Consider the following 26,274-nt stretch of genomic DNA (forward strand, 5'->3'; position numbering starts at 1 on the left):
CGGGGTGCGGCCGCCGAGCCGGATCGTATTCCGGTCCCGACCGTGCCGGTGCTCGCCCGGCCGACCGTCCGCACAGCCGACCGCACATCACCGGCGCCAGACGTATCGGACCTGGGGACGCCCGGCGCGGCCGTAGTCCGATCGGCGCTCCACTACGCCGTCGGCCGCCAGCTGCTCCAGATAACGCCATGCCGTCACCCGCGAAACCCCCACGGCGCGGCCGGTTTCGGTCGCCGACAGCCCGGCCGGCGTCTCGCGCACCGCCCGGGAGATCTCCTGAAGTGTCTGCGGGGCAATACCTTTCGGCGCGGACGCCTTCGGATCGGTGGTGCGCAGCGCGCTCAATGCCCGATCGATGTCGTGCTGGGTCAGTGTCGAATCATCGGCCGGCAGCGCGGCCCGGAATTCCAGATAGCGCTCGAGTTTGTCCCGGAAAGCCGCGAATGTGAACGGTTTCAGCAGATACAGCGCTATCCCGTGTGCGACCGCGGCACGCACCATCTCGAGGTCGCGCGCCGAGGTGATGGCGATGACATCGGGGCGCGGGCGCAGCCGGGCCAGGGCGGCGGTCACCTCGAGCCCGCCGATATCGGGCAGTCCCAGATCCATCAGCACCAGATCGATCGGAGTTCCCGCGGCGGCAGCGTGCGTCGCCGTGCGGATGGCGTCGCGGCCGGTGGCGGCCACCCCCACCGGCTCGAATCCCGTCACCCGCGCGACATACGAGTGATGCGCCTCGGCGATGCGCGGTTCGTCCTCCACGATCAGCACCCGGATCGGCTGGCCCGTCATCGCACCGGAATCCTCACCACGACAGCGGATTCGGGACTTCGCTCGGCCCGCAGCGAGCCACCGTATCGGGTCACCAGCCGCCACACCAGCGCCAGGCCGAGGCCGTGATGTTCGGCCTTGGTCGTATATCCCCGCTCCATCGCCCGGGCGAAGGTCTCCTCCGACATTCCCGGGCCGCTGTCGGCGACCCTGACCACCAGCGCCGATGCCTCCGAGCGGACCGTCACCTCGACCCACGCGTCGGGATTCTGCGCCACCGCGTCCACCGCGTTGTCGACGAGGTTCCCGACCAGGGTGACCATCTCCTGCGGGGTCAGCGGGGCGGCGGATTCCAGCGCGGTGTCGTCGGCGACGGTCAGCTCCACTCCGCGCTCGATGGCCCGGTCGACCTTGCCGAGCAGCAGTGCCACCAGTACCGGCTCGTGGACCGCATCGGTCAGGCGGTCGATCAGCGCCTGGGACAGCTGTAGCTCGGCCGTCGCGAAATCGACGGCTCCGGCGACATTGCCCAGTTCGACCATGGTGATCACCGCATGCAACCGGTTGGCCGCCTCGTGTGCCTGTGCGCGCAGCGATTCCGCCAGACCGCGCGCGGAGTCCAACTCACCCATGATGTCGCGCAATTCGGTGTGGTCACGGATGGTGAGAACGGTGCCGAGACGCCGCCCCGCCCAGGAGACGACGTCCTGATTGACCACCAGCACCCGCGCCGCTGTCACGTGCATCTCGTCGCGGATCACGGTCGCGTCGAGGCGCCGCAGCGAGACCGGCAGATCGGCGCGTCGCACCGGGCCGTCCGGGAGTTCGAGCAAGCGTCTGGCCTCGTCGTTGACCACCGCCGCCGCCTCGTCGTCGCGGTCGAACACGATCAGGCCCTCGTGCACGGAGTGCAGCACCGCGTCGTGATGTTCGTAGAGCGTCCGCAGTTCGGCCGGACCCAGTCCCTGGGTCTGGCGCAGCAGCCGGCGGCGCAGCAGCAGTGCGCCCAGGACGGCCAGCAGCAGACCGGCGCCGGCCGCCCCGAGGATCAGCGGCAGCTGCGCACTCACCTGATCGCCGATGCGGGCGCGGGTCACGCCCGCCGAGACCAGCGCGACGACCCGGCCGGTGTCGTCGACGACGGGTGTGACCGCCCGGATCGACGGGCCCAGCGTCCCGGTGTAGGTCTCGGTGAACGTCTCACCGGCCAGCGCCCGATCGATGTTGCCACTGAACGGCTGTCCGATCCGGCTGACATCGGTATGGGTGTACCGGGTGCGGTCGGGGGCCATCACCACGATGAAGTCCACTCCGGTCCGCTGCCGGATCCGTTCGGTCACCGGCTGCAGCACGGCCGTGGGATCCGGCGTCCGCACGGCGGCCGCCGTGGAAGGCGCCTGCGCGAGGGCCACCGCGATGCCGGTGACCCGCCGGGCCGTCGCATCGTCCTGTTCCCGGCGCACCTCCCACACCGCCAGCGCCGATCCGACCGCGATCACCACCACCAGGACCGCCAGCTGCACCACGAAGACCTGGCCGGCCAGGGTCATGCCCCGTCCACGTCCGGCGGTCCGGCCTCTCGCCCGCAACGGTCCTCCCGTGAACGAAACGTACGTAATGGTGACCGAGGTCACGGTCACCCCCATCATCACAGTACGAACCCGAGGGACAGATCGGGCAGCACCGGAGGCACATCTCATGAGCGACTCGACACGGACGCACCGTCGCGACCGTACCCATTGGCTCTATCTCGCCGTCATCGTGGCGGTCGTGGCCGGCGTACTCGTCGGCTGGCTGGCGCCCGCATTCGGAAAATCCGTGGGCGAGCTGGGCACCATGTTCGTCAATCTGATAAAGATGATGATCTCCCCGGTCATCTTCTGCACGATCGTGCTGGGTATCGGGTCGGTGCGGGCGGCCGCACGGGTCGGCAAGATCGGCGGCCTGTCGATCGGCTACTTCCTGATCATGTCGACGGTGGCGCTGACGATCGGTCTCGTCGTCGGCAACCTGCTGCAGCCGGGCAGCGGCCTGAACGTCCACGAACACATCGGCGCTGCCGCCGGCTACGTGAAACAGGCCGAGGGCAGCGGTGGCACCTGGCACTTCCTGGAGAGCATCATTCCGACCTCGCTGCTCTCGTCGCTGACCGCCGGCAGCGTGCTGCAGACCCTGTTCGTGGCGCTGCTGGTCGGCTTCGCCGTGCAGGCGATGGGCAAGCAGGGCGAACCGATCCTGCGCGCGGTGGGGCTGGCACAGAAGCTGGTGTTCAAGATCCTGACCATGATCCTGTGGCTGGCACCGCTCGGTGCCTTCGGCGCGATCGCGAACGTGGTGGCGGCGACCGGACTGGATGCCGTGAAGCAGCTTGCGGCACTGATGCTCGCGTTCTATCTGACCTGCCTGATCTTCGTCTTCGGCGTACTGGGCGTGCTACTGCGGGTGAGTTCGGGCGTATCGATCTTCAAGCTGGTTCGCTACCTGGCCCGCGAATATCTCCTGATCTTCTCCACCTCGTCCTCGGAGTCCGCGTTGCCGCGGTTGATCGCGAAGATGGAACATCTGGGGGTCGAACGCTCGACGGTGGGCATCGTGGTGCCGACCGGATACTCGTTCAACCTGGACGGCACCGCGATCTACCTGACGATGTCCTCGCTGTTCATCGCCGACGCGATGGGTAAGCCACTGACGCTGGGGCAGCAGATCGGCCTGCTGGTGTTCATGATCGTCGCCTCCAAGGGCGCGGCCGGGGTTACCGGCGCGGGTCTGGCCACCCTGGCCGGCGGGTTGCAGAGCCATCGCCCGGATCTGATCGACGGTGTGGGCCTGATCGTCGGCATCGACCGGTTCATGTCCGAGGCCCGCGCCGTCACCAACTTCTCCGGCAACGCCGTCGCCACCGTCCTGGTGGGAACCTGGACCAAGACCGTCGACGATGTGCGCTTGCGCGCCGTGCTCGACCGCGAACTCCCCTTCGACGAGACGACCATGGTCGACGACGAACCCGCCGAAGCACCCGCGACTCCCCCGGAACGGACCGAGCTCGTCCCCGCCTGAAACCCGGTCCTGCCCGAACCCGCTATCCGGCGAGCCGGTAGGCGGCCAGGGTGCGCTCCCGCTTGCGCGGCGCGATATTGGCTCTGCCGAGATCGCCCGCGTAGTGGGCGGCGACCCTCGGATCCATCACCCGCCGCCACAGCGGCGGAACGGTGGCCAGCAGGATCATCGTCGCGTAACCCGCCGGAAGTTGCGGAGCCTCCTGGGTGCTGCGCAGGGTCTGATAGCGACGGCCCGGATTGGCGTGGTGGTCGCTGTGGCGCTGCAAATGGAACAGGAAGATGTTGGTGACCAGCCGATCGGAGTTCCAGCTGTCGGCCGGCGAGCAGCGCGCCCAGCGCCCACCGGGCAGGCGACGGCGCAACAACCCGTAGTGCTCGACGTAGTTCACGGTTTCCAGCAGCCCGAATCCGATCACGGCCTGCAGCAGCAGATACGGGAGCATGGCGAAACCGAACACCGCCAGCAGCGCACCGTAGAGCACCACCGTCATCGACCACGCCTGCAGGATGTTGTTGCGCACGTTCCACCAGCCGAGGCCCTTGCGATGCAGCCTTTCGCGTTCCAGCCGGATCGCCGAGCGCAGTCCGCCGAAGATGCTGCGCGGCAGGAACATCCACAGCGATTCGCCCATCCGGGCACTGGCCGGATCGTCCGGGGTGGCCACCCGGGCGTGGTGCCCCTTGTTGTGTTCGACGAAGAAATGCCCGTATCCGGACTGCGCCAGTGCGAGCTTGGCCAGCCACCGCTCCAGCCGTTCCACCCGATGCCCCAGCTCGTGCGCGGCGTTGATGCCGATACCGCTGACGAAACCGAGCGTCGCCGCCAGCCCCAGCTTGTCCACCACGTCGAGTTCGTCACCCGACCACATGTAGGCCGCGATCACCAGTCCGGCCAGCTGGATGGGCAGGAACAGATAGGTGCACCACCGGTAGTAGCGGTCGTGGGAGAGCCGCTCGTAATCCTCGTCGCGCGGGTTCGTGCCGTCCTCGCCGACGAACCAGTCCAGCAGCGGTATCACGATCAGCACGATGATCGGCCCGATCCACCAGAACGCTTCGATGCCGGTCCGGGCGACCAGCTGGGAAGGGAGCAATGCGCAGCCCGGAGCGATCAATCCCAACATCCACAGATGCTTCTTGGGATCAGCCGAACCCGAGCGTTTGCCGACCGTTTGCACTTATTGCCCCACTTGAATGAACCTGGACTCCTGCCAGGTAAATATGTAGCTGCTCCGGGGCCGTTACGCCCGGTTCAAACCCGCAAAGTGGTAACCGTTACACAGGCGGACCCGAAGTCACGGACAGCGGGGGCCGGAACCAGCTGCGCCGCATCGCATCAGCAACCATCGTTTCCGCAGCGAGCGCCCAGGTCAGCACCCATCCAGTCCACTCGATCGGCCGGCGAGCGCACGCCCGGTTGTCGGCCGGCACCCCAACCGGCCCGGAGACGAATCGTTATCCGTCACAGGGCGATTTCGGGCTACCGGCCGCCGGTCCGGTCCCGCGCGGCGAGAATCGCCTCCACATACGGCGACAGCAACCTGCTCAGCTCCTCCGGCGCGTCGCGGTGCAGTGCGGCGGGGGTGGGGATGTAGCTGATGGCGATGCGCACCAGGGCGTGCGCGAGCACATCCGCCTCCGCCGGCGACGCCCCCACCCAGCTGTTTTCGAATGCCGCGCCCAAACGGCGGGCGGCATGTTCGATGAGCGGCCCGGCGTCGAGGGTGATCAACCGCAGCAGATCCAGCTTGGCCTCACCGACCACCAGTGACTGCACCAGCGGATCGGCCGCACTGTCGAGGATGAAATTTGCCAGGCCTTCGCGGAACGCCGCCCGCGCATCCCCCACATTGTCCTCGATGGCCGTTCCGACATGGTCGACCAGCTGGTCGGCCAGCCGCAGCGCATACGCCTGCGCCAGCCCCGTCCGGGAGCCGAATTCGTTGTACAGGGTCTGGCGGCTCACCCCCGCCCGCGTCGCGACGTCGCCGAGCGTGATCTTGGCCCAGTCCCGCTCGATCAGCAGTTCCCGCACCGCATCGAGGACCGACGTGCGCAGCAGGGTGCGCGCCGCCTCCTGATACGGGACCCGGGATCCGTTACGCGGCATACCCGCGACGGTGTCACGGGTCGATTCCACAGTCAAAACGACTCACGAACGTTCGATCTCGACCATGAAGAAGTCGGCCTTGGCCGCGCCGCAGTCCGGACATGTCCAGTCGTCCGGAATGTCCTCCCAGCGCGTTCCCGGCGCGATACCCTCGTCCGGCCAGCCCTGCTCCTCGTCGTATTCGAAGCCGCACTGGATGCACTGGAAAATCCGATAGGGCCGACTCACCGTGCCTCCTGTGATTTGCGGGACACCCGCACCCGGTCGGCACGGCGAGCCGCTCCGCGATTGTCACTCACCCTGCCTCCTCGAAATCGATCTTCTCCCGCACCCCGCAGTCCGGGCAGCACCAGTCGTCCGGCACCGACTCCCACGGCGTGCCCGCCGGAAACCCTTCCCGCGGAGCGCCTTTCGCCTCGTCGTATACGTAATCGCAGACAGGGCAACGAAAAGCCCCCATCATCCCTCCTGTGTTGTGCGGGACACCCGCACCCGGTCGGCACGACGAGCCGCTGCGCGATTGTCGCTCATCGTGCCTCCTGGTAACGCGCGAGGACCTTGTCCCGCTTGCTCGGCTGAACATTCGCCAGCGTGAGATCGCCGTCGTAGTGGGCCAGAACGCGGTTGTCCATCACGCGCCGCCACAGCGGCGGGAAGTAGGCGAGCAGGATCATGCTGGCGTAACCGCTCGGCAGATTCGGCGCGCCGTCCCAACTGCGCAGGGTCTGGTAGCGGCGGGTCGGGTAGGCGTGGTGATCGCTGTGCCGCTGCAGGTGGTACAGGAAGATGTTGGTGACGAGGTGGTCGCTGTTCCAGCTGTGCCGCGGTGTCGGCCGCTCGTACCGGCCGCGGGCCGTGCGCTGCCGCAGCAGACCGTAGTGCTCCAGATAATTGACCGCCTCCAGCAGGCTGAAGCCGACCACCGCCTGCAGCACCAGATACGGCAGGACCTCGATGCCGAAGCCGGCCACCAGCGCCGCGTAGAGCACCAGCGACATCGCCCACGCGCTGAGCACATCGTTGTGCAGACTCCACGGCCGCTTCCCGAGCCGTTCCAGCCGGGTCCGCTCGAGGCCCCACGCGGAGCGCAGACTGCCCCAGACCGTGCGCGGCCAGAACGCCCAGAATGTCTCGCCCACCCGGGAACTCGCGGGATCCTCCGGCGTGGCCACCCGCACATGATGCCCGCGATTGTGCTCGATGTAGAAGTGGCCGTAGAACGTCTGGGCCAGCGCGATGCGTGACAGCCAGCGTTCCAGATGCACCTTCTTGTGCCCGAGTTCGTGAGCGGTGTTGATCCCGATGCCGCCGACCATTCCGACCGTCAGGGCCAGGCCGATCTTGTCCACGACGGTGAGCCCGCCGTCGATGCCGAGCCAGCTCAGGTTGTCCGCGGTGATCAGGTAGCACGCCATGACCAGCGACGCGTACTGGAACGGCAGGTAGATATAGGTGAGGTAGCGGTAGTACCGGTCGTTCTCCAGATACTCCATGACCTCGTCCGGCGGATTCTCACCGTCGGCCCCGAAGAACAGGTCGGCGGCGGGAATGACCAGATAGATCAGGATCGGACCGAGCCAGAACGGCACCTTCGCGAGGGTATGCCAGCCCAGTTCGTTGAGTCCCCAGATCAGCGGTAGTCCGATGATGAACAGTCCGGTCGGGGCGAACAACCCCCACAACCACATATAGCGCTTGCGGTCACGCCATCCCGAGTCGAGCAGGCCGTCGGTGGTTCCGGCTTCGGTCGACATCGTCGTCTCCATTCGATACAGCTGCCACATCTACTGTGATGTGGGTAACCATTACCGTGGACAATATGCCGATGCCTGTCGGGTGTCTATACATTTTTGCCGATTTGTAAACGCGTTGTGACCGCGCGACGGCCGGGCGGGACGGATTCCGCTCGGCGACCCGTCCCGCCGGTGAAAGCTGGATCAGCGCAACAGCACATCCGAATCGGCGGGCAGCGCGTCGACCGGCCACCACCGCAGATCCGTCGACTCCGCACTGCGCACCGGCAGCGCGCCGCGCGGAGCGCGGATCTTGAACAGCAGATCCAGATGGCGGGTCGGCACCCCCAGCGAGCAGGTGATCGGATGGGCCTGCGCGCCGTACAGGCCGGGTTCGACCTGCAGCCCGGCGATCCCGGACTCCTCGGTCGCCTCCCGCAACGCGGCGTCGACGACGGTCTCGTCCCCCGGCTCGCAGTGACCGCCCAGCTGGATCCACCGGCCGACTCGCGGGTGCAGCGTCAACAGCACCTCACGCTCGTCGTGGGAGAACACCACCGCCGACGCGGTGATGTGGCCGGGTGCGTGTTCGCGCAGACACCCGCGCGGCGCCGACCCCAGGAACGCCAGCATCGCCTCGCGCACCGACTGTTCCGGATGCGTTGCGGGCTTCCAGTTTTCGAGCAGCTCGGTGGCCGAGGCGTGCAGCGACTCGGTACTCACAACTCGACCAGGCCCGTTCCCGCCTCGCGCGGCGGGCGCGGCGAAAGCTCCTCCTCGGGATAGCCGATGGCTATGGCGCCCAACGGATTCCAGTCCGGCGCCAGCCCCAGCACCTCACGCGTCACCTCGGGCGCGAAGATGGTCGAGCCGATCCAGCAGCTGCCGACGCCCCGCGTGGCCAGGCCGACCAGCAGTCCCTGCACAGCCGCGCCCACCGCGACGGTGAACATGGTCGATTCGGCGGCACGGCGACGCTGGTCCGGATAGTCGTGCGCGCCGTCGGGGACACAGAACGGGATGATCACCTCGGGGGCGTCGAACAGGATCCGGCCACGCGCGACCCGGCGTTCCACCCGCTCGGGATCGAGACCGTCGCCACCGAGATCTGTGCGCCATTGCGCCGCCATCGAATTCAGCAGTCGCGCGCGCAGCTCCGGCTGCCGCACCCAGACGAAGCGAACCGGCCGGGTGTGATGCGGCGCCGGCGCGGTGAGCGCGTCGCCGACCGCGGCCCGGATCACCTCGGGGTCGACCGGGGTATCGGCGAAGGTCCGCACCGAGCGGCGCAGCAGCAGCGCTTCCCGGTGGCCACGCTCGATCGCCTCGGCGGTGCCGAGCCAGAACAGATCCTCCTCGCCGCCGCGCAGCAGATCCTTGGCGGTGGATCCGTCGTCGTGCGGAGTCAGCCCGCGCACGACCGCGACCGGCACCCCGCCCAGCTTGCCCTTCGCGAGATCCGCTGCGGCAGCGAGTTCGTCGGCCACCGCCACCTGGGTGACCTGCAACTCGTTACCCTGCCCGTCGACCGCGCCGGCGTAGTCGTGCACGACGCGCAGGCCGGCGGCGCCGATCGCGGCATCGGTCTGCCCGATGCGCCAGGCGCGACCCATGGTGTCGGTGATCACCACCGCGACGTCGACGCCGAGGCGCTGGGCCAATTCCGCCCGCAACGCCTTCGCGCTGGCGTCGGGATCGGTTGGTAGCAGGACCAATTCGCCCTGTTCCACATTCGAGCCGTCCACGCCGGAAGCGGCCTGCACGATGCCGATGTGATTCTCGGTGATGAGGGTGCGACCCTTGCGCGCCAGCACCCGCACCGCCTCGGCATCGACCAGTTTCCGTCGCACCGCGTCGCGCTCGTCCGGATCCCGCGGCGCCTCGATGATGCGTCCCTCGGCCTTGGCGACGATCTTGCTGGTCACCACCAGCACATCACCGTCGGCGAGCCAAGGAGCCTGGGCCGCAATATGTTCCGCGACGTCGTCGCCCGGCCGGAATTCTGGCAGCCCCGGCACCGGGATGATCCGGATCTCCCCGCCGGGCGCGTGATCGGTGTTTCGCCCCTGATCGCTCATGCTGTGCTCATTTTCGGCATGAGCTGGGCGCTGCGTGGTTATGCTCCGCTCCCGCCTCCGCGCCTGATCGCTCATGCCGGCACTCCCGCGAGATCGAGCGCTGCCCGCACCATCGCCGCGGTGGCGGCCGGATCGGTCATCAGCAACGGCACGCTGCGCACCTCCACACCCGGTACGTCGGCCTCGTCGCTCGAGTGGATCAGCCAGCCGTCGAGGATGCCGGTGTCGGACCGGGCGCCGAAGTGCCGTCCGATGGCCTCGGCCGAGGTTTCCACGCCGATCACCTCGAGGCATTCATCGGCCATGCCGCGCAAGGGTTTTCCCCCGATCACGGGCGATAAACCGACGACTTTGGCGGAGGTGGTCCGCAGGGCGCCCCGGATACCCGGCACGGCGAGGATCGCACCGATGCTCACCACGGGGTTCGAGGGTGCCAGCAGCACCACATCAGCAGCCTCTATGATTTCCGTCACACCGGGGGCCGGTTTGGCTTGATCCGCCCCGATTGTGACGAATCCATGGGTCTCGACGTTTGCTCGGTACCGCACCCACCACTCCTGGAAATGAATCGCGCGGCGTTCGCCAGGGTTGTCGGGGTCACTGATCACAACGTGGGTTTCGCAGCGATCGTCGGTCGCCGGGAGAAGTTTCACACCGGGCTGCCAGCGATTGCACAGCGCTTCGGTAACCGCCGAGAGCGGGTATCCCGCGCGCAGCATTTCACTGCGCACCAGATGCGTCGCGATATCGCGATCTCCGAGTCCGAACCAATCCGGTTGCGCGTGGTATTTCGCCAGTTCCTCCTTGGCATGCCAGGTTTCCCCGACGCGACCCCAGCCGCGCTCGGTATCGATACCCCCACCCAGCGTGTACATGCAGGTGTCCAGGTCGGGACAGATGCGTAAACCGTGCATCCAGACATCGTCGCCGACGTTCACCAGCGCCGTTACATCCGCGTCCGGCAGCAGTTCCCGCACACCTTGTAAGAAGCGCGCGCCGCCGACTCCACCGACCAACACCGCAATGCGCGGTTTACGATCAATCCGCTCGATCTCGGCCGCGATGTCCGCTTGTTCTCCAGTCACATCCGCACAGCCTATGCGGTGCCCGGAAGCGGGTGTTCGAGTGCGTATTTGCTGGTCATTTGCTACTTCGGGGTTACCGAACCGCGCCGAAGGCGGCCTCGGATAGTAACGGAATTGTGTCGGCAGCTTGACCATCGGCGCGTCCGGCGTGTCTAATCACAGACATGTCATTCCGGGTCCGCGCGAGAGCCTTTGGCGCAGACCGCGTTTCGAACGCATGTTCGCATCGGAACGACAAGCTCGGGGATGTCCGCGGGACTACGTCGCGGTGTGGGACCGTCGGTGGGCACGTCCGGTCCGACGGAAAAATCATTCTGCGCTAACACACAGTGAGGAGGCGGAGCGATGGCCGAGGAGCTGGCCCCGTCGGGCATTCCGGGCGGTGTATCGCAAACCGATTCCACAGCATGCGCAGCACCAAGCGACTGCGCTGACAGCCGGAACGACGAACGAGAGGGGGGCAGCACGGTGAACAACGAATCGGGATCGCTCAACAGAACTCCGCAGGGAGGGCAGTGGGCGCGCGCCCAGCGCAAACCCGAACCACCGCAGCTGAGTCTCATCGTCACCGACTTCGATGCGATGTTCGACACCATCGAAGAACAGTGGCAGGAACGGGCGCTGTGCGCCCAAACCGATCCGGAAGCCTTCTTCCCCGAAAAAGGCGGCTCCACAAGGGAAGCCAAACGGATCTGCATGGGCTGCGAGGTCCGCGACGAGTGCCTGGAGTACGCACTCGCGCACGATGAGCGGTTCGGGATCTGGGGCGGCCTGTCCGAACGCGAACGCCGCCGCCTCAAGCGCGGCATCAGCTGAGTTCACCCGCCTCGCTCCCCGCCTCTCCGGGAATCTTGCGTGCCGGGAGAGCCGGGTGAGTGTCGCTTCGGGCCGGCGGTCATGGCGCTGGTCGGGTTCTGGGCGTCCCCGGTGAGTTACCCACGTGCTCGCGAAATCTGTTGTCCGGTTTGCCTGTTCGCCTCGCTTCGCTTCGGCGGGGCGGGGCGAGCCACGGGAAGCGGGGCGCCCGGGATTGCTGATCGCCCGGGACTCGTTTTTGGGCGCGCGGCACTCGTTCGCCGTGGCCCGGCACTCGTTCTCGGTCGCCGCGTTCGTTCTCATCGGCGAGCGCGGTGACCGACAGCTCTTGCGCGCTTACTCCCCTGTCGGGTCGATGATCTCCGGGTCGACGCCCAGATAGGTGGCTATCTGCTGGACCAGGACTTCGCGGAGGAGGTCCAGGAGGTCTTCCGGGTCGTGGGCACGGAGTTCGAGGGGTTTGCGAAACAGGACCACTCGGGCTCGGGTGGCTACGTTGTGGCGGTCCACTCCGGCCGGAACCAGGCGGGAGAGCGGGACCGGGCCGTCGGCGACCACCTCGTCGGGCCAGGTGACCGAATCCGGGTGCAGCGGGCGGATCTTGGGGACGTCGTCGACCGCGATGTCGAGTTTGGTCAGGCGATCGTGCCAGCGGGCGTCCAGAGGGGCGAACGCCTCCAATACCAGCCGGTCGAACTGCTGGCCGCGGGTGCGGCGCGCGGGCGCCGACGGCGGCAGCATCGGTCCGCGCACACCGCGCCCGCGGCGAACCACCGAACGGGTCGTCACCGGCCGCCTCTTCGATCGGGTCATACCTTGCGACAGTAGTCACCGCGCCGAGGGCGCGGCCACGTGCTCTCCCCGGAGCCGGAGCCCCCGCGCGCCCCGAACCGGCCGGGCACCGGCCCGCGTGTCTGTCTGCGACACACGGCGTGGGGGGTTAGTCTGCTGGATGTGATTCCCATGCGTCGTTGCTGCCGCCCAGGCTGCAAGAATCCGGCCGTCGCGACGCTCACGTATGTCTACTCGGACTCCACCGCAGTCGTCGGCCCCCTCGCCACCGTCGCCGAACCGCACTCCTGGGATCTGTGCGAAACCCACGGCTCCCGCATCACCGCCCCCAAGGGCTGGGAACTGGTCCGGCACGAAGGTGGATTCTCTTCCAGCACACCGGACGACGACGACCTGACCGCACTGGCCGAGGCCGTCCGCGAAGCCGGTATGCGCCGGCGCGCGCCGGAACCCGAACAGCGCGGCTACAGCGATTACTCCCCGCCGCCGGCGCGACCCCAGCGGCCCGGCCGCACCGGGCGCCGCGGCCATCTCCGGGTGCTGCCCGATCCCCCGAACTGAGCCCGCACCGCACGCGCCACACGCGCGACCGGCCTGAAGCCCGGCCGGGCCCGCGGCCCTATTAGGGTGTTGGTCATGACAGTCGCCCGGTCTGCCGAGTCCGTTCACGCAGTTGTCAAGGCATACGACGTTCGCGGGGTTGTCGGAGAGCAGATCGACGCGGAATTCGTCCGCGACGTGGGCGCGGCCTTCGCCCGGCTGATGCGCACCGACGCCACCCCCGCCACGCGCATCGTCATCGGTCACGATATGCGCGACTCCTCCCCGGAACTGGCCGCCGCCTTCGCCGACGGCGTCCTCGATCAGGGGCTCGACGTGGTCCACATCGGGCTCGCCTCCACCGACGAGCTCTACTTCGCCTCCGGCCATCTGCAGTCCCCCGGGGCGATGTTCACTGCCAGTCACAACCCCGCCCGCTACAACGGCATCAAGTTGTGCCGGGCCAACGCGCTGCCGGTCGGCCAGGAGACCGGGCTCGCGACCATCGCCGAGGAACTCGTCGACGGCGTACCCGCCGGGCCGGGCACCCGCGGCACCGCCACCGAGCAGAATTTGCTCGAGGCCTACGCCGAATTCCTGCGCGGCCTGGTCGATCTCGGCGCGATCCGGCCGCTGAAGATCGCCGTGGACGCGGGCAACGGCATGGGCGGCTACACGGTCCCGGCCGTGCTGGGCGCGGTGCCGCAACTGACCATCGCCCCGCTCTACTTCGAACTCGACGGATCGTTCCCCAATCACGAGGCGAACCCGCTGGATCCGAAGAACCTGGTCGACCTGCAGAAGTACGTCCGCGAGACCGGCGCCGACATCGGCCTGGCGTTCGACGGTGACGCCGACCGCTGCTTCGTCGTCGACGAGCGCGGCGAACCGGTCTCCCCCTCCGCGATCACCGCGCTGGTCGCGGAGCGCGAACTGGCGAAAGAGCCGGGCGCCACGATCATTCACAATCTGATCACCTCACAGGCCGTACCCGAACTGGTCACCGAACTCGGCGGCACGCCGGTCCGCACCCGCGTCGGCCATTCCTTCATCAAGCAGCAGATGGCCTCGACCGGCGCGATCTTCGGCGGAGAGCACTCCGCGCACTACTACTTCCGCGACTTCTGGGGTGCCGACTCCGGTATGCTGGCCGCTCTGCACGTGCTGGCTGCCCTGGGTGAGAAGGACCGGCCGATGTCGGAGCTGGCGTCCTCGTATGCGACGTACGCGGCCTCCGGAGAGATCAACTCCACAGTGGCGGATGCGCAGGACCGAACCCTGGCGGTGGTCACCGCATTCGAAGGGCGCGCGCAATCGGTGGACCGGCTCGACGGCGTGACCGTGCGGCTGCCCGGACAGGCGTGGTTCAATCTGCGCGCATCCAACACCGAGCCGCTGTTGCGACTCAACGTCGAGGCCCGTTCGCAGGAGGAAGTAGACGCACTCGTAACCGAGATTCTGAGCATCGTGCGCGGCTGACTGGAATAGTGGAATCACAGGGCTTGGATTCGCCCGGGGACAACGACATCCCCCGGCGTGGTGACCCGATTGAGGGGAGGTGGCAACGCCCGATGATCGCAGGGACACCCGTACTCGACCTCGATGACGTCGCCTCGTTGGAGGCCGCTGATTCCGGGGGAATTTTGCGTTCGGCCGCCTCGGGGGGCGCCCAGGTGCGTGCCACCGCGGCCGCCGTCGCCGAAAACGCGCTCATCCGGCTCGACGGGCTGCGGCCGCGAAGTCTGGTGCTGGTCTCCGGCACCGGACGCGCGGCCCGGGCGGCCACTCTGCTGCAGGCCGCGTTCGGCGACCGCGCGGGCCTGCCCATCATCAGCGCCACCACGATTCCGCAGTGGGTCGGTTCGCTGGATGTGGTGGTCGTGGCCGGCGACGACTCGGCCGATCCGCGACTGACCGGCGCCGTCGACCGCGCGCTGCGCCGCGGCGCCGAAGTCGTGGTCGCCGCGCCGGACGAAGGCCCGATGCGGGCCGCGGCCGCCGGACGCGCGGCCATGCTGCCGCCGCGGGTCCGGGTGCTGGACCATAACCGGATTCTGCGCTTCGTCGCCGTCGGGATCGCGGTGCTGCAGGCGATCGATCCGACGCATATCGGACCGCTGGTGCCGAACCTCGACGAACTCGCCGACGCGCTCGACGCCGAGGCCCTGCGCGACGGACCGCACCACGAGGTCTTCCACAATCCCGCCAAAACCCTCGCCGCGCGGATGCGGGAACGGCGGCTGGTGCTGACCGGTGATTCCCCCGCCGCAGCGGTCGTGGCCGAGCACGGCGCCGAGGTGCTGTTGCAGACCGCGGGACAGATCGCGGCCGCCGTCGACCTCACCGAGGCCGTGGCCGCGAACGCCCGGCTGATCGAATCCGCCGAGGCGACCGCACCCGGTTACGACCCGCTGTTCCACGACGAGCAGTTGGACGGGCCGGCGCCGGTCGATCGGGCCCGGGTGTTCGTGGTGAGCGCCGACGGCGACCAGGTCGCGGCCCGGCGCCGGCTGGCCGTCTTCGGCGCGGGCGCGGGCATCGTCGACGCCGATCTGGTCAACGTCGACATCGAACTGATGCGAACCGAGGCGAGTGTGCCGCGCGAAGCCGGGGCGAGCGAACCCCAGGCGCCGGCGGCCGGGCGCGGCAGCGAGCTCGAACAACTGGCGGTGCTGGTACTGCGGCTGGAAATGGCCGCCGCGTATCTGCGTCTGCTCGGCGGCCCCCCAGCCACGAGCCGTCCCGCCCACTACGACGGGGGCCACTACTAGTGCACGAACTCGTTGGTGCGTTGCGTTCCTATGCCTGGGGATCTCGCACCGCCCTCGCTCAGCTGTGCGGTCGGGAGGTTCCCTCCCCTCATCCCGAAGCCGAATTGTGGTTCGGCGCCCACCCCGCCGACCCGGCGAAGGTCCTCGCCGACGGCGCCGGCCGCTCGCTGCTGGAACTGCTCGAGGCCGAGCCGAACCGGGAGTTGGGTACGGTCGCGGCGGCATTCGGCGGGCGCCTGCCGTTCCTGCTGAAGATCCTGGCCGCCGAGGAACCGCTCTCACTGCAGGCACATCCCAGCGCAGATCAGGCCCGCTACGGATTCGAACGGGAGAATCACACGCGGGTGCCGCTGGATTCCCCGATGCGCAACTACCGCGACGACTCCCACAAACCCGAACTGGTGGTGGCACTCGACCGTTTCGAGGCGCTGGCCGGCTTCCGCGATCCGCTGCGCACCGTCGACCTGCTGAACTCGCTGGCCGTGCCGGAACTGGTGCAGTACACCGAACTGCTTGCCGCCCAGCCGGACTCGGGCGGCCTGCGCACGCTGTTCACCACCTGGATCACCCTGCCGCAGGCCATGCTGGCCACACTGCTGCCGAAGGTCCTCGACGGATGTGTGCGCTATCTCAAACAGGTCGACCCACTCGAACCCCCCGGACTGGCCAAGGAATTCGCGGCCGAGGCGCGCACCACGCTGGAACTGGCCGAGGCGTATCCGGGTGATGCCGGGGTCCTGGCCGCCCTGCTGCTGAACCGATTGACCCTCGAACCCGGACAGGGCCTGTTCCTGGCCGCCGGCAGTCTGCACGCCTACCTACGCGGCATCGGCGTCGAAATCATGGCCAATTCGGACAATGTGCTGCGCGGGGGGCTCACTCCCAAGCATGTCGACGTGCCCGAACTGCTGCGCGTGCTGGATTTCGAACCGCTGCGGGCGCCGATCATCGAACCCGAACCGGTCGATGCGCACTCGTTCCGGTATCCCACGCCCGCACCGGAATTCGCGCTGCGCCGCTTCGAACTGGCCGAGGATGCCGCGGCGGTCGACATCCCGCGCGTCGGACCGGGCATCATGCTGGTGACGGCCGGGACCGTCCTGCTGTCGCAGGCCGGGAGCGAATTGCCGATCGCGGCCGGCAGCGCGGCGTGGATCTCGGCGACCGATACCGATATCCAGGCACGGGCCCTGGGCGGCCCGGCGCAACTGTTCTGCGCGTGTGTGGGCGAGTGAGCGCGCGGCCGCTTTAGTAGATTGATCGAACAAATCGGACATCTACCGGCGAGCGCCGGGGACGGAAGGACCGGGGCTGCACCATGTCTGCTGGTGGCGGAAAGAAGGCGATCTTCGCGGCGTTGAGCGCGAATGCCGGTATCGCGGTGGCGAAATTCGTCGGCGCCGCGATCACCGGTTCCGGCTCGATGCTGGCCGAGGCCGTGCACTCGGTGGCCGACACCGGTAATCAGGGACTGCTGCTGCTCGGGCAGAAACGTGCCGAGCAGGAGGCCGACGACCTGCATCCGTTCGGCTACGGGCGCAACCGCTACTTCTACTCGTTCGTCGTGGCGCTGGTGCTGTTCTCGCTCGGCTCGATGTACGCCATCTACGAGGGTGTGCACAAGATCCAGCATCCGGAGGAACTGACCTCTCCCGCGGTGGCGATCGTGATCCTGGGTATCGCGGCCGCGCTGGAGGGCTACAGCTTCATGACCGCGATGCGGGAGTCCTCGCCGCTGCGCGAGGGGGCGAGCTGGTGGCGGTTCATCCGAAATTCCCGCAGCCCGGAACTCCCAGTGGTACTGCTCGAGGACACCGGTGCGCTGATCGGCCTGCTGATCGCGCTGGTCGCCGTGGTGCTGACCGTGGTGACCGACAATGCGATCTGGGACGGTATCGGCACCCTCGGCATCGGCGTGCTGCTCGGTGTCATCGCGGTCGTGCTGATCGTGGAGATGAAGAGCCTGCTGATCGGTGAGGGCGCGACACCCGCGCAGGATGCGGCGATCCGCGCGAATCTGGTCGACGGCGAGCGCATCGACCGGGTCATCCACCTGCGCACCGAATACCTCGGCCCGGAGGAGATGCTCGTCGCGGCGAAGGTGTCGATCGTGCCCGGACTCGAGATCGCCGATATCGCGACCGCGATCGACGACGCCGAAGCCCGGGTGCGGGCTGCCGTCCCCGCCGCCCGGGCCATGTACATCGAACCCGATCTGTACCGCACCCAGCCGGTGTAGGTCCTTCCGGTTCAGCTCGTCGCGCCGAGCAGGACGGCCGGGTCGAGGCGGATGCCGAACCGTTCGCGCAGCGCACGAGTCGCGGCGTGCATGCCGCACATGCCGTGCACGCCGGGCCCCGGCGGGGTCGCCGCGGAGCACAGGTACACACCGGGAAGCGGTGTGGCATAAGGGTTCCAGCGCGGCGTCGGGCGGAAGATCGTCTGCGCCGGCGTCATCGCGCCGGCCGCGATATCGCCGCCGACGTAGTTGGCGTTGTACGCGGGCATGAGTGCGGCCGGGCGCACACAGGTGGCCTGAATCAGGTCACGGAAGCCGGGGGCGAAGCGTTCGAGTTGCGCGACGACTTCGGGACTCACGTCGCGGCCGGATCCGTGGGGTACATGGGCATAGGCGTAGAGCGTGTGGTTGTCGCCGGGCGCCCGCGACGAATCGACCACGCCCGGCTGAATCACCAGGACGTAGGGCCGCTCGGCGTGGCGTCCCGACGCGACGAGACGTTCGACGGCCGTCGCCTCGGCTCGCGTGCCGACGACGTGCACGGTGCCCGCGGCCGCCGGCTCCGGCGCCTGCCACGGCACCGGACCCGAGAGCGCGAAATCGACCTTGCAGGCCGCGCCGCCGAATCGATAGCGCTGCAGCCGGTTTCGATATGCCGTGGGAACCCGCGCGATCCGCAGCAGTTCCGTCGGCGCGGTATCGAGCAGAACCGTTCGCACACCGGCGAATTCGTCCAGGGAATCGACGCGGTGCCCGGTGTGGACGCGTCCGCCGTGCCGCTCCAGATCCGCGATCAGCGCATCGGCGATGGCCTGTGAGCCGCCGTGTGGAATGGGCCAGCCACCCACATGGCCGAGGGTGCCCAGCAGCAGCGCCACCCCGGCCGCCGCGAACTGCCGCGGCGGCATGATGGCGTGCGCACTCACCCCGGTGAACAGTGCCGCTGCGCGCTCCTCGCGAAAACGCAGGTCCCACATCGGCGATGCCTGCTCGAGCAGCCGGCGCCCGAAGCGCACGGCGGACAGCGGATCACGAGGGATATGACGCAGGTCCGACATCCCCAGCTCCACCACCGCCTCCCACTGTCGCACCAGCGGGGCGAACAGGCGCCGCCATGTCGCACCGTCGCGGCCCAGACCCTCGACCGTCCGATCCAGATCCCGCCAGGCCGCCGCGGCCACCCCGCCGTCGAGCGGATGTCCGTAGGAGATCTCGGGAGCCGCCAGTTCGACGCCGTGCGCGCCGAGATCGAAGGCGCGGAAGAACGGGGATGCCAGCGCCATCGGATGCGCGCCCGCGCACACGTCGTGGTGATAGCCGGGCAGGGTGAGCTCGGCGGTACGGCAGCCGCCACCGGCATGATCCGCGGCTTCGAATACCTCCACCTCGAGCCCCGCGCGGGCCAGCAGCACCGCCGCGGCCAGACCATTGGGCCCGGAGCCGACCACCACCGCATCCGCCATGATCACCACCTTAGGGCGAAAACCAAGGGCTCCACGGCATCCCGGCGCACCGACCGGCTACGGCAGATGGCACGTCAACTGCGAGTGCCCCAGCGCATGAGGACGTGCATGCGTTGTTCCCACAGGTCGGGGCGCAGGCGACCGCTTCGGTCCAATGCCGCCATCCCGTGCAGTGCGCTCCAGAACACTTCGGTATAGGCCCCGGATTCGTCGTCGGGGACGCGCGGGCGGAAGAGTCGCTCGAGTTCCTCGAAGCAGTCGCGCAATGTCTGCGGGGCGTCGGGGCCGAAGGGCAGTTCGGTGTCCTGAACGAACATGGCGTCGTAGAGGGCGGGGTTGTCGGCGGCGAAGTGCAGATAGGCCCGGGCGACCGCCTCCATCGCGGCGTCGGGGCCGTCGGCCTGTTCGCGCGCGGCCCGCAGGACATCTCTGAGCAGGGCGATCCCCTCCTCGGCGACAGCCGAGACGATCGCCCGCTTTCCCGAGAAGTGGCTGTAGAGCACGGGCTGGCTGTATTCGATACGTTCGGCGAGCCGACGCACGGTCACCGCATCCCAGCCGTCGGATTCGGCCAGTTCACGTGCACTGTCGATGATCGCCTGCCGGCGCTGGGCACGTTCGCGTTCTTTGCGTTCCTGAACCGTCATACCGAAATTCTAGCAACGCTAGACAAGTTAGCGATCACCACTTACGATCGACCTATCGGTTAGCAACGCTAGATTTTGGAGCAAGACAATGAAGCGTACTCGCATCGCCACCGCCCTCGTCCTGATCGGCGTCGCCTTCATCCTGTACATCGGCCTCGGCTACGTCCTCGCACCGAATTCCATGGCACCCGGTTTCGGGCTTCCGGCCTGGCCGCAGGGTGAGTCGTCGGCCTTCATGACACTGAAGGGAGTCCGCGATATCAGCTCCGGCGTGGTGCTGCTGGCGCTGCTGCTGACGCGGCAGCGTTTCGCCCTCGGTATCGCGATGCTCGCCGTCGCGGTGACCCCGGTCGGCGACATGCTGACCGTGCTGAACAACCACGGTTCGGTGACCACCGCGCTGAGCGTGCACGGTCTGACCGCAGCTTTGGTCGCGGCCACCGGCCTGCTCCTCGTGCGCGAGCGTTCGGCGGAGTCGTGCCGCGACACCGTCGCAGCGGTGCCGGTCACCGCTGTCTCGCAATAGTCGTAGGGAGTTCTCGGCCGCTACAACGACACAGGCCGCCCGTGCGAGTGCACGGGCGGCCTCGTCGATTCACAGCACGGGCCGATACACAGCACGGCCGATGCACAGCCCTGGAGCGGCGACCGGAACTAGACGTCGGTGGAGAAGCGGATCCCGCCGTCGGGCAGATCCACGCCCGGCCAGATGCGGGCGCCGCGCAGCAGCTCACAGCGGGCCCCGACGCTGGCGCCGTCACCGATCACGGCGTCGCGGACCAGCGCTCGCGGACCGATGCGCGCGCCGAATCCGATGATCGAGCGCTCCACGGTAGCGCCGGCCTCGACCCGGGCACCGTCGAACAGCACCGCACCGTCCAGCCGCGCACCGGCGCCGACCTCGGCGCCGCGGCCCACGACCGTGCCGCCGATCAGCAGCGCACCCGGCGCGACGCCGGCACCGGGATGAACCAGTGATTCGCCGCGCTGCCCCGGCAGCGCCGGAGAAGGCGCGATGCCGCGCACCAGATCGGCGGACCCGCGCACGAAATCCTCGGGCGTACCCATGTCGCGCCAATACGAGGCATCGACATGGCCCTGAATGTGGGCGCCCTCGGCCAGCAGCGACGGGAACACCTCGCGCTCGACCGATACCGGACGACCACTCGGGATCTTCTCGATGTACTCGCGGCGGAAGACGTAGCAGCCGGCGTTGATCTGGTCGGTCGGCGGATCCTGGGTCTTCTCCAGGAACGCGGTGACCCGGCCGGTCTCGTCGGTGGGTACGCAACCGAACGCGCGCGGATCACCGACCCGGACCAGATGCAGGGTCACATCGGCACGGGTCGAGGCGTGCGTATCGAGCACGGCCCCCAGATCGGCGCCGCCGAGGACGTCACCGTTGAAGACCATCACGTTGTCGGCGCGCAGCTTCGGCAGCACGTTGCGGATGCCGCCGCCGGTTCCGAGCGGCTCGGTCTCGGTGACGTATTCGAGGTCGAGGCCGAGCTCGGCTCCGTCGCCGAAATGCTCCTCGAAGACCTCGGCCTTGAACGATGTGCCCAGCACCACATGCGTGATGCCGGCATCGGCGATCCGGGCCAGCAGGTGATGCAGGAACGGTAGACCGGCGACCGGCAGCATCGGTTTCGGCGCCGACAGCGTCAGCGGGCGCAGCCGGGTGCCCTGGCCACCGACCAGGATCACGGCGTCAGTTGCGGTATCCACGCCCGCTCCCTCCCGAATTGTCCGGCATCAGTCTTCCCCTGTTCAGGTTCGGTCCACGCGTTATCGCTGCGCTTCGCGGTCGCGCTCGCGCAGCGCAGATCGAACCGCAAGTTTGCAGCGAATCGCAAGTCCGGCCCGCAACGCCCAGCGCAGCGGGGCCTGCCACCAGTGCGGATGGCGGTCGGCCTGGAAACGATAGGCGGAGGCGTGGTGGGCGGGCAACATGGTCTCCGGATGCCGCCCGGCCGCGTGCCCCTTGGCGTGGGTGACCTCGGCGGTCGGCACGAAGACGTTGTGCCAGCCGGCCTTGCCCATCCGGTCGCCGAAGTCGACATCCTCCATGTACATGAAGTAGCGGGAGTCGAAGCCCTCGATGCTGTCGAACGCGTCACGCCGGACCAGCAGGCACGAACCCGACAGCCAGCCGACCGTGCGCTCGGCGATCTCCTCGTTCTCCTGCCGGTACCGGCGCGTCCACGGGTTACCCGGCCAGACCGTGCCGAGGATCGCGTGGCCGGCGCCGTCGAGCAGGCCGGGCACCCGCCGCGCGGAGGGATAGATGCTGCCGTCCGGCTCGTGGATCAGCGGCCCGAGCGCCCCGGCTCGCGGCCAGCGCCGCGCGGCGGCCAGCAGCTGATCGATCGAATCGGTCCCCCAGCGCACGTCGGGGTTCGCGATGATCACGTATTCGATTTCCGGATCGAGCTCGGCGACCGCTCGGTTCACCGCGCCGCCGTAACCGATGTTGCCGCCGGTGCGCAGCAGCGTGACGTGTTCGTTGGACTCCGCGGCCAGCTCGGGAGCGCCGTCGGTCGAGCCGTTGTCGGCGAGGATCACCTGCGGCTTCTCCGCGGTGGCGGTCGCGAGGGTGCTGATGAAGTGGTCGAGATGCTCGCCCGGCGAATAGGTTACGGTGACCACCGCCAGCTGAGGGGTACGGTCCGCGGAAGGGGCTGAATCCGAAGCGCTCACGGAAGGCCAGCCTAATGGGTGAGAGGCCGGAGTAGGCACCCGAGCGCAGCCACCCACAGGGCCTTATCAGACTGACGGCCGGCACCGGTGCTCACGCTCGCCGCCTCGCGCGGCGGCGAGCAGGAAGAATTACGGTTTCGCCCGATCCGACAGGCGTGCCAGCGCGTCGGCGAGCGCCGCGCGCCACTCACGCAGCGGGGTGAGCCCGGCCTCGGCCCACGCTCGATTCGACAGCACCGAATACGCCGGGCGCCGGGCGGGACTCGGGAAATCGGCGGTGCCGCAGGGCCGCACCCGCTCGGGATCGGCCCCGAGTTCGGCGAACACCGCACGCGCCAGCCCGAAGCGGCTGACCGCACCCGCGTTGCTCGCGTGCAGTACCCCCGGAACCGGCTGTCGCGCAACGAGTTCCAGCAGACCCTGCGCCAGATCGGGCGCGTAGGTGGGCGATCCGATCTGATCGTCGACCACCGATATCGTCTCGCGTTCGGCCTCGAGCCGGCGCATCGTCGCCACGAAGTCGCCGCGGTCACCGGTGTAGACCCAGGCCGTGCGCACGATCGTGGCCTGCGGATACTCTCCGAGCACGGCCTGCTCACCGGCCAGTTTGGTACGGCCGTACACACTTGCCGGTCCGGTCGGGTCGTCCGGCTCGTACGGGTCCGAGGCGGTGCCGTCGAAGACGTAATCGGTCGAGATGTGGATCAGGCGCGCATCGGCCACGCGGCAGGCGGCGGCGAGTACCGCCGGCCCGGTGACATTGCCCGCATACGCCGCCTCGTGGTCGGACTCGGCGGCGTCGACGGCGGTGTACGCGGCACAGTTGAGCACCACGTCGCCCGGACGCACGACAGCGCGCACCGCCTCGGCGTCGGTGATGTCGAGATCGGCACGCCCCAGGGCGAGTGCCGTGGGCGCCGCCGCGCGCAACGCCCGGCCGAGCTGTCCGCCAGCACCGGTGATCACGAGCCGGGAGTGGGAATCGGGACTCACCCGGCAAGTCTGGCACGCCACGCCAACAGCGGTTCAGCGGTGCGGGCGCACTGGTTGGATAGCCTCGAATCCGGGAACTCCCCGGTACGCCACCGGTATCGGAGGCGGTGGGCTACGCGGGCAGATTCTCGGACGGGGGTCGATCGAGCGTGGAAAAGGAATACGGAGTGCCGCAGAACAGACGTGCGTCGTCGCCGCCCCGCGGCGCCGGAGCACCACTGCCCGGCGGCCGCATCCCGCGAGCTCGCGGCGTTCGCCCGAGGCCGGATCCCGGGGTGAATCGTCCCGGACGGCTGCTCGCCGTAGCCGCCGCGGCCGTGGTGTTCATCGTCACCGGCTTCGGCTGGCACAGTGTGGATTCCTTGATCTCCGGTATCGAGCGGATCGGCAATCTCGGCCTGGGCGGCGGCCACGACGGTGCGGTCGACATCCTGATGGTCGGCATCGACAGCCGCACCGACGCACACGGCAATCCGCTGAGCGACCAGGAACGGGCGATGCTGCACGCCGGCGACGAGGTCGGCACCAACACCGACACCATCGTGCTGGTCCGGGTGCCCAACGACGGCCGTTCGGCGACCGCGATCTCGATTCCGCGCGACTCCTACGTCGACATCCCCGGCATCGGCAAGGGCAAGATCAACTCCGCCTACGGCGCGACCAAGGAGAACGCCCGGCAGAAATACGCGTCGCAGGGCCTGTCCGACTCCCAGATCGAGCAGAAGTCCACCCAGGCCGGCCGGCAGGCGCTGATCAAGTCGGTCGCCAACCTCACCGGGATCACCGTCGACCACTACGCCGAGGTCGGGCTGCTCGGATTCGTGCTGCTCACCAATGCCGTCGGCGGGGTCGACGTATGCCTGAACAATGCGGTGGACGAACCGCTCTCGGGCGCGGATTTCCCAGCCGGACAGCAACGCCTGAACGGGGCGCAGGCACTGAGTTTCGTACGTCAGCGCCACGAGCTGCCCCGCGGCGACCTGGATCGGATCGTGCGTCAGCAGGTGTTCATGGCCTCGCTGGTGAACAAGGCGCTCAACGCGCGCATCCTCGCCAATCCCGCGAAGTTGCGCGAACTCAGCGACGCCGTCGGCCGCACGATCGTGCTCGACGAGGACTGGGACGTGGTGACCTTCATGCACCAGCTGCAGGATCTGTCCGGCGGGAAGGTGAATTTCGAGACCATTCCGGTGCAGGACCTCGACGGGACGACCGCCGACGGCGAATCCGTGGTGAAGGTCGATCCGAAATCGGTGAAATCCTTCGTCGCGGCGGCGGTCGGCGCCACCACCGACGAGCACGACGACGACCGGGCGGTGGCGCCGAGTTCGGTCACCACCGACGTCTACAACGCCGGCAGTACCGGTGGTTTGGCCGGCCAGGTGGCGCAGGCCTTGACCGGCAAGGGTTTCCACACCGGAACCGTCGAGAACTGGCCGGGTTCGCCGGTGCGCAGCAGCCGGGTGCTCGCCGCCTCCGGCTCCGATCCGAAGGCGAAGGCGGTCGCCGAGGCGCTCGGCGGCCTGACCGTGGTCGCCGCACCGGATGTGCCGGAGGGCGCGGTGCGCGTGGTGCTCGCCGATGACTACTCTGGTCCGGGCTCGGCGGCCGGCAGTCTGTTCGATATGTCCGGAACCTCGCCGGCCTCGGGCACCGCGACACCGGTGCCGCCCGCGCCTCCCATCGACGCCGGCCAGAACGGACCGAAATGCGTGAACTGAACGACACTCTCACCGATGCCCTGCTCGGCCCGATCCTCGCCCGCGAGCCCGCGGCGCCCCGGATCACCCACTACGACGACAGCACCGGTGCCCGCATCGAACTGTCCGGGCTGACGCTGGCGAACTGGGCGGCCAAGACCGCCAATATGATTCGCGACGAATTCGGCCTCGCTCCGGGCGCACGCGTGTCGGTGCTGCTGCCCGCGCACTGGCAGACCGCCGCGGTCCTGCTCGGCTGCTGGTGGGCGGGCACGGAGGTGGTGCTGCGGCCGGACGCCGACGCCGAGCTCGCGCTGGTCTCGGCCGCGCGCATCGACGAGGCCGGTGATATCGCCGAGGTGGCCGCGCTGTCGCTGGATCCGATGGGCATGCCCGTCGCCGATCTGCCGGTCGGCGTCACCGATTACGCCACGTCGGTGCGGGCGCACGGCGATCAATTCCACCCGTCGGGCGCGGGCGCCGCCCTCGACGGCGCCACCGTCGCCGAGACCGTGGCCGCGGCCCGGGCCTCGGCCGAACAGCAGGGGTTCACCGCGAGCGACCGGGTGCTGTCCGCCACCGACTGGGACACCACCGCCCACCTGATCGACGGACTGCTCGCGGTGTACGCGGCCGGGGCCTCGCTGGTGCAGGTGACCGCCCCGGATCCGGCTCGGCTCGAGCACCGGATCGAGACCGAGCGCGTCACCACTCGCCGGTCCTGATCTCCTACCCGGGTAGGGCACGGCGATCCACCCGCAGGCCGTTTTCGGCTCG

At 68.6% G+C, this 26,274-nt stretch carries 26 protein-coding genes; 10 read left to right on the plus strand and 16 right to left on the minus strand.

All coding sequences use genetic code 11. From position 1 onward, the window contains the following. Positions 1–87 precede the first annotated feature (87 nt). Positions 88–792, minus strand: coding sequence for a response regulator (locus ACPCUW_RS30875; protein ID WP_064901691.1), 705 nt, complete (start codon positions 790–792; stop codon positions 88–90). Continuing rightward, positions 789–2,321, minus strand: coding sequence for a sensor histidine kinase (locus ACPCUW_RS30880; protein WP_423428728.1), 1,533 nt, complete (start codon positions 2,319–2,321; stop codon positions 789–791). The genes ACPCUW_RS30875 and ACPCUW_RS30880 overlap by 4 nt, the downstream gene beginning before the upstream one ends. A gap of 148 nt (positions 2,322–2,469) precedes the next feature. Here ACPCUW_RS30880 and ACPCUW_RS30885 point away from each other — a divergent pair, with 148 nt between their 5' ends. Next, complete coding sequence (locus ACPCUW_RS30885) at positions 2,470–3,828, plus strand: cation:dicarboxylate symporter family transporter (protein WP_423428730.1); 1,359 nt, start codon at positions 2,470–2,472, stop codon at positions 3,826–3,828. A gap of 22 nt (positions 3,829–3,850) precedes the next feature. Here the strand turns inward: ACPCUW_RS30885 and ACPCUW_RS30890 are convergent, their stop codons facing one another. From ACPCUW_RS30890 to cofD, 8 genes are all read right to left on the minus strand, one after another. Continuing rightward, entirely contained in the window at positions 3,851–4,954 is a 1,104-nt protein-coding gene (locus ACPCUW_RS30890) for an alkane 1-monooxygenase (RefSeq protein ID WP_423428732.1), read from the minus strand. A gap of 356 nt (positions 4,955–5,310) precedes the next feature. Beyond that, on the minus strand, positions 5,311–5,940 hold the full coding sequence (locus ACPCUW_RS30895) for a TetR family transcriptional regulator (protein WP_104392697.1): 630 nt from the start codon (positions 5,938–5,940) through the stop codon (positions 5,311–5,313). A 42-nt stretch (positions 5,941–5,982) separates the two neighbouring features. Then, positions 5,983–6,168 carry a rubredoxin gene (locus ACPCUW_RS30900; protein ID WP_030515012.1) on the minus strand — a complete coding sequence of 62 codons (186 nt, stop codon included), beginning with the start codon at positions 6,166–6,168 and terminating at the stop codon, positions 5,983–5,985. Between the two features lie 67 nt (positions 6,169–6,235). Continuing rightward, a complete protein-coding gene (locus ACPCUW_RS30905) occupies positions 6,236–6,400 on the minus strand; it encodes a rubredoxin (protein ID WP_030515011.1) in 165 nt (54 codons plus the stop codon). A gap of 67 nt (positions 6,401–6,467) precedes the next feature. After that, positions 6,468–7,694: an alkane 1-monooxygenase gene (locus tag ACPCUW_RS30910; RefSeq protein ID WP_423428734.1), complete on the minus strand. Its 1,227-nt coding sequence runs from the start codon at positions 7,692–7,694 to the stop codon at positions 6,468–6,470. A gap of 183 nt (positions 7,695–7,877) precedes the next feature. After that, on the minus strand, positions 7,878–8,396 hold the full coding sequence (locus ACPCUW_RS30915) for an NUDIX hydrolase (RefSeq protein WP_423428735.1): 519 nt from the start codon (positions 8,394–8,396) through the stop codon (positions 7,878–7,880). Next, positions 8,393–9,751: a coenzyme F420-0:L-glutamate ligase gene (locus ACPCUW_RS30920; protein ID WP_423428736.1), complete on the minus strand. Its 1,359-nt coding sequence runs from the start codon at positions 9,749–9,751 to the stop codon at positions 8,393–8,395. The genes ACPCUW_RS30915 and ACPCUW_RS30920 overlap by 4 nt, the downstream gene beginning before the upstream one ends. A gap of 71 nt (positions 9,752–9,822) precedes the next feature. Continuing rightward, a complete protein-coding gene (cofD, locus tag ACPCUW_RS30925; protein ID WP_231983207.1) occupies positions 9,823–10,971 on the minus strand; it encodes a 2-phospho-L-lactate transferase in 1,149 nt (382 codons plus the stop codon). A 447-nt stretch (positions 10,972–11,418) separates the two neighbouring features. Between cofD and ACPCUW_RS30930 the strand changes: the two genes are divergently transcribed. Then, a complete protein-coding gene (locus ACPCUW_RS30930; protein ID WP_030515006.1) occupies positions 11,419–11,652 on the plus strand; it encodes a WhiB family transcriptional regulator in 234 nt (77 codons plus the stop codon). A gap of 336 nt (positions 11,653–11,988) precedes the next feature. On the opposite strand, the gene ACPCUW_RS30935 is transcribed toward ACPCUW_RS30930, so the two are convergent. Further along, positions 11,989–12,465 carry a metallopeptidase family protein gene (locus tag ACPCUW_RS30935; RefSeq protein WP_195022669.1) on the minus strand — a complete coding sequence of 159 codons (477 nt, stop codon included), beginning with the start codon at positions 12,463–12,465 and terminating at the stop codon, positions 11,989–11,991. A gap of 150 nt (positions 12,466–12,615) precedes the next feature. Here ACPCUW_RS30935 and ACPCUW_RS30940 point away from each other — a divergent pair, with 150 nt between their 5' ends. The 5 genes from ACPCUW_RS30940 (at position 12,616) to ACPCUW_RS30960 (ending at position 17,994) form a co-directional block, all read left to right on the plus strand. After that, positions 12,616–13,005 (plus strand): DUF3499 domain-containing protein, encoded by a 390-nt coding sequence (locus tag ACPCUW_RS30940; protein WP_030515004.1) that lies wholly within the window; start codon positions 12,616–12,618, stop codon positions 13,003–13,005. Between the two features lie 75 nt (positions 13,006–13,080). After that, positions 13,081–14,463 carry a phosphomannomutase/phosphoglucomutase gene (locus ACPCUW_RS30945; protein WP_064901726.1) on the plus strand — a complete coding sequence of 461 codons (1,383 nt, stop codon included), beginning with the start codon at positions 13,081–13,083 and terminating at the stop codon, positions 14,461–14,463. Between the two features lie 92 nt (positions 14,464–14,555). Beyond that, entirely contained in the window at positions 14,556–15,755 is a 1,200-nt protein-coding gene (locus tag ACPCUW_RS30950; RefSeq protein ID WP_064901697.1) for a hypothetical protein, read from the plus strand. Beyond that, positions 15,755–16,990 (plus strand): mannose-6-phosphate isomerase, class I, encoded by a 1,236-nt coding sequence (gene manA, locus ACPCUW_RS30955; protein WP_063019576.1) that lies wholly within the window; start codon positions 15,755–15,757, stop codon positions 16,988–16,990. The genes ACPCUW_RS30950 and manA overlap by 1 nt, the downstream gene beginning before the upstream one ends. A gap of 83 nt (positions 16,991–17,073) precedes the next feature. Next, positions 17,074–17,994: a cation diffusion facilitator family transporter gene (locus ACPCUW_RS30960; protein WP_423428740.1), complete on the plus strand. Its 921-nt coding sequence runs from the start codon at positions 17,074–17,076 to the stop codon at positions 17,992–17,994. Positions 17,995–18,005: 11 nt separating this feature from the next. Here ACPCUW_RS30960 and ACPCUW_RS30965 read toward each other — a convergent pair whose 3' ends face one another. Together ACPCUW_RS30965 and ACPCUW_RS30970 are read right to left on the minus strand one after the other, a co-directional pair. Then, positions 18,006–19,457, minus strand: coding sequence for a phytoene desaturase family protein (locus ACPCUW_RS30965; protein WP_423428741.1), 1,452 nt, complete (start codon positions 19,455–19,457; stop codon positions 18,006–18,008). Between the two features lie 74 nt (positions 19,458–19,531). Beyond that, a complete protein-coding gene (locus ACPCUW_RS30970) occupies positions 19,532–20,104 on the minus strand; it encodes a TetR/AcrR family transcriptional regulator (protein ID WP_063019578.1) in 573 nt (190 codons plus the stop codon). Between the two features lie 88 nt (positions 20,105–20,192). On the opposite strand from ACPCUW_RS30970, the gene ACPCUW_RS30975 reads away from it, so the two are divergent. After that, on the plus strand, positions 20,193–20,630 hold the full coding sequence (locus ACPCUW_RS30975) for a DUF4267 domain-containing protein (protein WP_423428743.1): 438 nt from the start codon (positions 20,193–20,195) through the stop codon (positions 20,628–20,630). A gap of 128 nt (positions 20,631–20,758) precedes the next feature. Here ACPCUW_RS30975 and ACPCUW_RS30980 read toward each other — a convergent pair whose 3' ends face one another. The 3 genes from ACPCUW_RS30980 to rfbD all read right to left on the minus strand — a co-directional run bounded on the left by ACPCUW_RS30980 (position 20,759) and on the right by rfbD (position 23,797). Further along, positions 20,759–21,832 (minus strand): sugar phosphate nucleotidyltransferase, encoded by a 1,074-nt coding sequence (locus ACPCUW_RS30980; protein ID WP_062995279.1) that lies wholly within the window; start codon positions 21,830–21,832, stop codon positions 20,759–20,761. A 60-nt stretch (positions 21,833–21,892) separates the two neighbouring features. Further along, complete coding sequence (locus tag ACPCUW_RS30985; RefSeq protein WP_423428745.1) at positions 21,893–22,804, minus strand: glycosyltransferase family 2 protein; 912 nt, start codon at positions 22,802–22,804, stop codon at positions 21,893–21,895. A 129-nt stretch (positions 22,805–22,933) separates the two neighbouring features. After that, positions 22,934–23,797, minus strand: a complete 864-nt coding sequence (rfbD, locus tag ACPCUW_RS30990; RefSeq protein WP_064901699.1) for a dTDP-4-dehydrorhamnose reductase — start codon at positions 23,795–23,797, stop codon at positions 22,934–22,936. 275 nt (positions 23,798–24,072) lie between these two features. Between rfbD and ACPCUW_RS30995 the strand changes: the two genes are divergently transcribed. Continuing rightward, positions 24,073–25,518 (plus strand): LCP family protein, encoded by a 1,446-nt coding sequence (locus ACPCUW_RS30995; protein WP_423428747.1) that lies wholly within the window; start codon positions 24,073–24,075, stop codon positions 25,516–25,518. Next, the gene (locus tag ACPCUW_RS31000) at positions 25,506–26,222 is read left to right on the plus strand and encodes a TIGR03089 family protein (RefSeq protein ID WP_423428749.1); all 717 of its coding nucleotides are present in this window, start codon (positions 25,506–25,508) and stop codon (positions 26,220–26,222) included. Before ACPCUW_RS30995 ends, ACPCUW_RS31000 begins: the two co-directional genes overlap by 13 nt. Positions 26,223–26,274 lie beyond the last annotated feature (52 nt).

Source organism: Nocardia sp. AB354 (assembly GCF_049538315.1).
Classification (GTDB): domain Bacteria; phylum Actinomycetota; class Actinomycetes; order Mycobacteriales; family Mycobacteriaceae; genus Nocardia; species Nocardia nova.